This window comes from Caballeronia arvi, from assembly GCF_001544695.2.
GTDB classification, from domain to species: Bacteria; Pseudomonadota; Gammaproteobacteria; order Burkholderiales; family Burkholderiaceae; genus Caballeronia; species Caballeronia arvi.
The window spans coordinates 1-662 of sequence record NZ_FCOM02000320.1 but is presented as its reverse complement, the minus strand read 5'-3'; the positions used below and the strand labels follow the sequence as shown (position 1 = coordinate 662).

The 662-nt window shown below is 59.4% G+C and carries 1 protein-coding gene; it reads left to right on the top strand.

Translation table 11 applies throughout. The features are described 5' to 3' along the window. Window positions 1-627: divalent metal cation transporter (locus tag AWB74_RS45130; RefSeq protein WP_143749575.1), on the top strand; the 627-nt coding region annotated here is incomplete at its 5' end. Window positions 628-662: the final 35 nt, after the last annotated feature.

Sequence of the window (662 nt, the reverse complement as noted above, 5' to 3'; positions counted from 1 at the left end):
GATGCGGCGAATTACTGGTTCACTGCGGTCAGTATCCTCGGCGCGTCGATCACGCCGTCGCTGTACCTGTTCTATTCTTCTGGCGCCGTCGAGGACCACTGGGACCAGAGTTATCTCGGCGCCAATCGCGCAATCGCCTGTCTTGGTATGGCATTTGGCGGTGTTATATCGCTCGCGGTGCTGGTCACCGCTGCGTACGTCTTTCCGGCGCACGGCATCACGCGTGTCGATGACTATCAGCACTTGCCTTTGCTTTTGGTCGCGGTCTTCGGCTTCTGGGGCTTCGTGCTGTTTGTCGCCTCGCTCGCCGTCGCTTGTTTCGGAGCGGCCCTGGAGATCGCACTGGAGCAGGCGTATCTGGTGGCGCAGGGCTTCGGCTGGAACTGGGGCGAGAATCGCAAGCCGCGTGATGACCCGGGGTTCAGTCTGTTCTACACGTGCGCGCTCGCAATCAGTGCGATCCCCATAGCCGCGGGCGTCGACCCACTCAAGTTGACCGTGTTCTCCATGGCGCTCACCGCAATGAGCCTGCCCCTTACCGTCGTGCCGTTCATCTCATTGATGAACGACGAGAGCTATGTCGGATCCGTAAGCGTCTCGCCGTGGCCGTTCTGGCGTGCTGATTGAGATTTTGGGTAGTTTGGTATCCACCAAATTATGGT